At 71.7% G+C, this 5,212-nt stretch carries 7 protein-coding genes; 4 read left to right on the top strand and 3 right to left on the bottom strand.

What is annotated here, in order from left to right:
* The 3 genes from AC2H6A_RS17655 to AC2H6A_RS17665 all read left to right on the top strand — a co-directional run.
* On the top strand, positions 1-245 hold a 245-nt coding region (locus tag AC2H6A_RS17655), incomplete at its 5' end, for a hypothetical protein (protein ID WP_484275033.1).
* Positions 242-2,347, top strand: coding sequence for an ATP-binding cassette domain-containing protein (locus AC2H6A_RS17660; protein ID WP_484275034.1), 2,106 nt, complete (start codon positions 242-244; stop codon positions 2,345-2,347). The genes AC2H6A_RS17655 and AC2H6A_RS17660, both read left to right, overlap by 4 nt.
* A complete protein-coding gene (locus tag AC2H6A_RS17665; RefSeq protein ID WP_484275035.1) occupies positions 2,344-3,519 on the top strand; it encodes an HlyD family type I secretion periplasmic adaptor subunit in 1,176 nt (391 codons plus the stop codon). Before AC2H6A_RS17660 ends, AC2H6A_RS17665 begins: the two co-directional genes overlap by 4 nt.
* On the opposite strand, the gene AC2H6A_RS17670 is transcribed toward AC2H6A_RS17665, so the two are convergent.
* Positions 3,485-3,802: a hypothetical protein gene (locus tag AC2H6A_RS17670; RefSeq protein ID WP_484275036.1), complete on the bottom strand. Its 318-nt coding sequence runs from the start codon at positions 3,800-3,802 to the stop codon at positions 3,485-3,487. The two genes, AC2H6A_RS17665 and AC2H6A_RS17670, sit on opposite strands and share 35 nt — an antisense overlap.
* A gap of 136 nt (positions 3,803-3,938) precedes the next feature.
* Here AC2H6A_RS17670 and AC2H6A_RS17675 point away from each other — a divergent pair, with 136 nt between their 5' ends.
* Positions 3,939-4,130, top strand: coding sequence for a hypothetical protein (locus AC2H6A_RS17675; protein WP_484275037.1), 192 nt, complete (start codon positions 3,939-3,941; stop codon positions 4,128-4,130).
* On the opposite strand, the gene AC2H6A_RS17680 is transcribed toward AC2H6A_RS17675, so the two are convergent.
* Together AC2H6A_RS17680 and AC2H6A_RS17685 are read right to left on the bottom strand one after the other, a co-directional pair.
* Complete coding sequence (locus tag AC2H6A_RS17680; protein WP_484275038.1) at positions 4,116-4,811, bottom strand: response regulator; 696 nt, start codon at positions 4,809-4,811, stop codon at positions 4,116-4,118. The genes AC2H6A_RS17675 and AC2H6A_RS17680 overlap by 15 nt on opposite strands.
* On the bottom strand, positions 4,808-5,212 hold a 405-nt coding region (locus AC2H6A_RS17685), incomplete at its 5' end, for a sensor histidine kinase (protein WP_484275039.1). The genes AC2H6A_RS17685 and AC2H6A_RS17680, both read right to left, overlap by 4 nt.

Below are 5,212 nucleotides of genomic sequence, written 5' to 3' on the forward strand. Positions count from 1 at the left end.
GCAAGACCTGGATCGATGTGCTCAATGCCGTGCGCGAGACCACGCAATCGGATTTCGCGCTCGCCGATGCCAGGGCGCAGGTGGTCGCGGCCGGTGAGCGCCTGCGGCTGCGCACGGGCGCGCTGATGGCCCCCGCAGCGGCCCCCGCAGCGGCCCCCGCATCGGCCCCCGCATCGGCCCCCGCATCGGCCCCCGCAGCGGCCCCCGCAGCGGCCCCCGCCCCCGCCCCGGCGGCGCGCCCATGAGCGGTTTCCCGGTCTTCATCGACCGCGCCGCGCGGCTGGTCGGCCAGCGCCTGGGCGCCGATCGCCGCGACGAGGTCACGCGCCTGGCCGCCCAGGAGGGGGAGTCGATCGCGCCCCAGTCGCTGCTCGCCGAGGCCTGGCGCCTGGGCGGCCTGGAGGGCCGGCCCGAGGCGCTCGACGCCCCCCAGCCCGCCGATCTGCCCTTTGCCGGCTGGCGCGCCGATCTCGGCTGGTTCCTGGTCACCGCGCGCAGCGCCGATGGCCGCTGGACGCTGTCCGGGCCGCAGGGCGAAGCGCTGGCGCCGGCCGACTCGCTCCAGGGCATCACCTGCCTGAGCCTGCCGCGCCGTGCCGAGCCCGCCGACGATCAGACCGCGCCCAGGGCGCTCGGGCTGGTGTGGCGATCGCTGCTGCGCCACCGCACGGTGTTCATCGACGCGGTGCTGGCCACGGTGCTGGTCAACCTGCTCACGCTGGCAGCCTCGCTCTACAGCATGCAGGTTTATGACCGGGTGATTCCCAACCAGGGCTTCCAGACCCTCAAGGTGCTCACCGTGGGGGCGGTGGCGGCCATCCTGCTCGAGCTGCTGCTCAAGCACCTGCGCGCGCGCCTGGTCGAGCGGGCCTGCACCGCCATGGACGAGGAGCTCTCGATCTGGTTCTTCGCCCGCATGCTCGGCATCCGCATGGAGAAGCGCCCCTCGGCCGTGGGCACCCTGGCCGGCCAGGTGAAGGGCTTCGAGACGGTGCGCGGGGTGCTCACCTCGGGCACGCTCTTCGTGCTGGCCGATGTGCCCTTCGCGATCTTCTTCGTGGCGGTGATCGCCATGATCGGCGGCTGGCTGGTGCTGGTGCCTCTGGTGAGCCTGCCGCTGGCACTGGTCACTGGCATCGCCTTTCACCGCGCCATCGCCCGCCATGCCCGCGACAACCAGGCCGACAGCCATCTCAAGACCGGTCTGCTGGTCGAGGCGATCGACGGCGCCGAGACCGTCAAGTCCCATGGCGCCGAGTGGAAGCTGCAGTCGCGCTGGGCGCGGCTGGCGCGCCGCAGTGCCGACTCCGAGCAGCGGCTGCGCAATCTCTCGGCTGCGGCCCAGAACCTCACCGCGGGCCTGCAGCAGCTCGGCTATGTGGCCCTGGTGGCCGCCGGTGCCTGGCTGGCCACCGAGAACATGCTCACCATGGGCGGGCTGCTGGCCTGCTCGATCATCAGCAACCGCGCGATGGCACCGATCATCCAGCTGCCCGGCATGATGGTGCAATGGGCGCATGCCCGCGCCGCCCTCGAGGGCCTCGACCGCATCATCGCGTTGCCCGGTGAGGCCGATGACCAGCGCCACGCGCTCACCCCGGGTGTGCTCGAGGGCGCCCTGCGCCTGGAGCGGGTGCGCTTTTCCTACGGCATGGCCGGACACCTCGCGCTGGACATCGAGCGGCTGGAGCTGCGCCCCGGCGAGCGGGTGGGCCTGGTCGGGGCGATCGGCTCGGGCAAGAGCACCCTGCTCAAGCTCGCGAGCGGCCTGTACCGGCCGGCCGAAGGCAAGTGCTTTCTCGGCGGGCTCGACATGGCGCTGCTCTCGCCCGCGGTGCTGCGCGAGACCATCGGCTACCTGCCGCAGGATGTGCGGCTGTTCAGCGGCACGCTGCGCGAGAACCTGCTGGTCGGTCTGCCCGACCCCGGCGACGAGGCGGTGCTCGCCGCGGCCCGGCGCACCGGCCTGATCGAGCTGATCACCGCCCAGCCCAAGGGCCTGGCGCTGCCGATCACCGAAGGCGGCCGCGGCGTGTCGGGCGGCCAGCGTCAGCTGGTGGGCCTAACCCGGCTGCTGATCGCTTCGCCGCGGGTCTGGCTGCTCGACGAGCCCACCGGTTCGATGGATGCTGCCACCGAGGCCCGGGTCACCGCGCTGCTCGACGAGGTGGCCCGCGCCGGTGCCACGCTGCTGGTGGCCACCCACAAGACCGGGCTGCTGCCCATGCTCGGCCGGCTGGTGGTGCTGCACGGCGGGCGCGTGGTGCTCGACGGACCGCGCGGGGCGGTGCTCGAACGCCTGCAGGGCCGGCCCGCCGCTGCCGCCACCCAGGGATCGGCCTCATGAGTACCGAAGCCCCCGTCGCCCACCGCGATCCGGGGCGCGACCCCGGCCGCTGGCTGATCCGCGCTTCCTTCCTCGTGATCATCGGTTTCATCGCCTGGGCCAACTGGGCCGAGATCGACCAGATCACCCGCGCTCCCGGGCAGGCGATCGCCTCGTCGCGCAACCAGGTGGTGCAGGCGCCCGAGGGCGGCGTGCTGGCCGAGCTGCTGGTGCGCGAGGGCGCCAGCGTGCGGCGCGGCCAGCTGCTGTTCCGCTTCGAGCGCAACAAGGCCGAGGCCGGCTCGCTCGAGGCCGAGGCCAAGGTCGTGGCCCTGAAGGCCGCGGTGGCGCGGCTGCGCGCCGAGCTGCTCGGCGGGCAGCCGGTGTTCGGTCCCGAGCTGCGTCGCCATCCCGAGTTCACCGCCACCCAGCAGGCGCTCTTCGACAAGCGGCAGTCGGCGCTTTCCGAGGAGCTCGCGGCGCTCGCCCGCTCGCAGGCGCTGGTGCGCGACGAGCTCGAGATGAACCTGCCGCTGGTGCGCACCGGCGATGTCAGCCGCGCCGAGGTGCTCAAGCTGCAGCGCCAGCTCGCCGAGATCGAGGGCCAGATCACCAACCGGCGCAACAAGTATCTGCAGGACAGCCAGACCGAGTTCGCCAAGGCCCAGGAAGACCTCGCTGCCGCCGAGCAGGTGCTGGCCCAGCGTCGCGAGCAGCTTGGCTACACCGAGGTGCGCGCGCCCATGGACGGTGTGGTGCGCAATGTGCGGCTCACCACCGTGGGCGGCGTGGCCCGCGCGGGCGAGGAGATCCTGCAGATCGTGCCGGTGGAGGACAGCTTCCTCTTCGAGGCCAAGGTGCGCCCGGCCGATGCCGCCTTCGTCAAGACCGGTCTGCCGGCCACGGTCAAGCTCGACGCCTACGACTACACCATCTACGGCTCGCTGCAGGGCGAGGTCACCTACATCAGCGTCGACACCCTCAGCGAAGACAATCGCGCCAACGAGCAGCCCTATTACCGGGTGCAGATCCGGACCGCCGCGCGCGATCTGGTGGCGGCCAACGGCCGGCGCATCGAGATCCAGCCCGGCATGACTGCCTCGATCGAGATCCGCACCGGCAGCAACACCGTGCTGCGCTTCCTGCTCAAGCCGGTGATCAAGACCCTGCACGAAGCGCTCGGCGAGCGCTGATCGCGGTGCCGTCCGCCGAGGCGTGGCCCTGATGGCCGAAGCGGTGATGGTCACCCTCGGCCCGCGCGGCCGCACCGTGATCCTGCAACGCGAGTACGGCCCGCCGCAGGTGGTGAACTCGGGCGTGATGGTGGCTGCGATCTCGGCCAACAACGACCGCTCGATCGGCGAGCTGCTCGCCGGCGCGATCGACAAGGTGGGCCGCGAAGGTGCGATCACGATCGAGGACGGCTCGGGATTGCAGAGCGAGCTGCGCGTGGTCGAAGGCATGCGCTTCGAGCACGGCATGCTCTCGCCCTGTTTCGTCACCGATGCCGAGCGGCAGTGCGCCGTCCTCGAGGATGCATCCATCCTGGTGGCGGGGCGGCCTGCGGACCGGTGCGGTACGCAGCCCCGGTTTCGGCGACCGGCGCAAGGCCATGCTTCAGGACATCGCCACCCTCACCGGCGCCACGGTGGTGGGCGACGAGCTCGGTGTGCCGCTCGCCCAGGCCGACAGCGACTACGAGCGCGAGTGGCTCGACACCCGCATCGCGCGGCTGGCCGGCGGTGTGGCGGTGATCCGGCCGTCGCCGCGCGAGCCCGCAGCCGGCTCCTCAGCCGAGTTCTGACGGAAAGGCGGGCATGCTGGCCTGCCCGGGCCGATCGAGCTCGTGCTCCAGCCCGTAGCGCACCAGCGCTGCCAGACTGGGCAGCTGCAGCTTCTCCTGGATGCGGGTCTTGTGGGTGCTCACGGTCTTGACCGAGAGATGCAGCTCGCGCGCGATCTCGGTGAGACGCTTGCCCGAGACCAGCCGGCGCAGCACATCGAGCTCGCGATCGCTCAGTCGGGTGTGGCGGGGCACTTCCACGCGGCCATTGAGCTGCTGGATGACGCGCTCGGCGAGGCTGCTGGTGACATAGGCGCCACCCGCCGAAACCTTGCCGATGGCCACCATCAGCTCGGCGGCGGCGCTGTCCTTGGTGAGATAGCCGCTGGCGCCGGCGCTGAACGCGCGCAGGGCGTACTGCTCCTCGGCATGCATGCTGAGCACCAGCACCCGCACCGCCGGAAACTCGGTCTTGATGCGCCGGATGAGGTCGAGCCCGCTCATCCCGGGCATGGAGAGGTCGACTACCGCCAGCGCCACCGGCGAGGCCCGCAGCAGCGCCAGAGCCTGAAAGGCCGAACTGGCCTCCTCGATCCGCCACTGGCCGTTCTCGGCCTCGATCATGCGGCGCAGACCCGCGCGCACGATGGCGTGGTCATCGACCAGCAGCAGCAGGGGTTCCCGTCCCGGCGGGTGGGTCATGCGCGGTTCACCAGGCTGCTGCCGGGCAGCGCGGAGGGCGCAACGGGCTCGTGGCCGATCGGCAGCCACACCCGCAGCCGGCCGCCGCCCCCGGGCGGGTTGTCGACCTCGAAGCGGCCGCCGAGCAGGATGGCGCGCTCGCGAATGCCCATCAGGCCGAAGGAGCCTTCCTTGCGCACCGCGCTGTTGGGAAAGCCCGTGCCGTTGTCCTTCACGGTGAGGACGAGCTCACCTGCCTGCTGCTCGATGGTGATCCGCGCATCGGTGGCGCGGGCATGGCGGCCGATGTTGGTCAGCGCCTCCTGCACGATCCGGTAGACGGTGGTGGCCGTGCGGTCGTCAATCTCGGGCTCGACCTCGCCGAGGCTTGTCGTGACCTCGATGCCCATGCGCCGCGAGGC

This window comes from Quisquiliibacterium sp., from assembly GCF_982640115.1.

Excerpts from the sequence above, each read along its gene's own strand:
- AC2H6A_RS17660 (WP_484275034.1), top strand. The coding sequence starts at position 242 with ATGAGCGGTTTCCCGGTCTTCATCGACCGCGCCGCGCGGCTGGTCGGC.
- AC2H6A_RS17665 (WP_484275035.1), top strand. The coding sequence starts at position 2,344 with ATGAGTACCGAAGCCCCCGTCGCCCACCGCGATCCGGGGCGCGACCCC.
- AC2H6A_RS17675 (WP_484275037.1), top strand. The coding sequence starts at position 3,939 with ATGCTTCAGGACATCGCCACCCTCACCGGCGCCACGGTGGTGGGCGAC.
- AC2H6A_RS17680 (WP_484275038.1), bottom strand. The coding sequence starts at position 4,811 with ATGACCCACCCGCCGGGACGGGAACCCCTGCTGCTGCTGGTCGATGAC.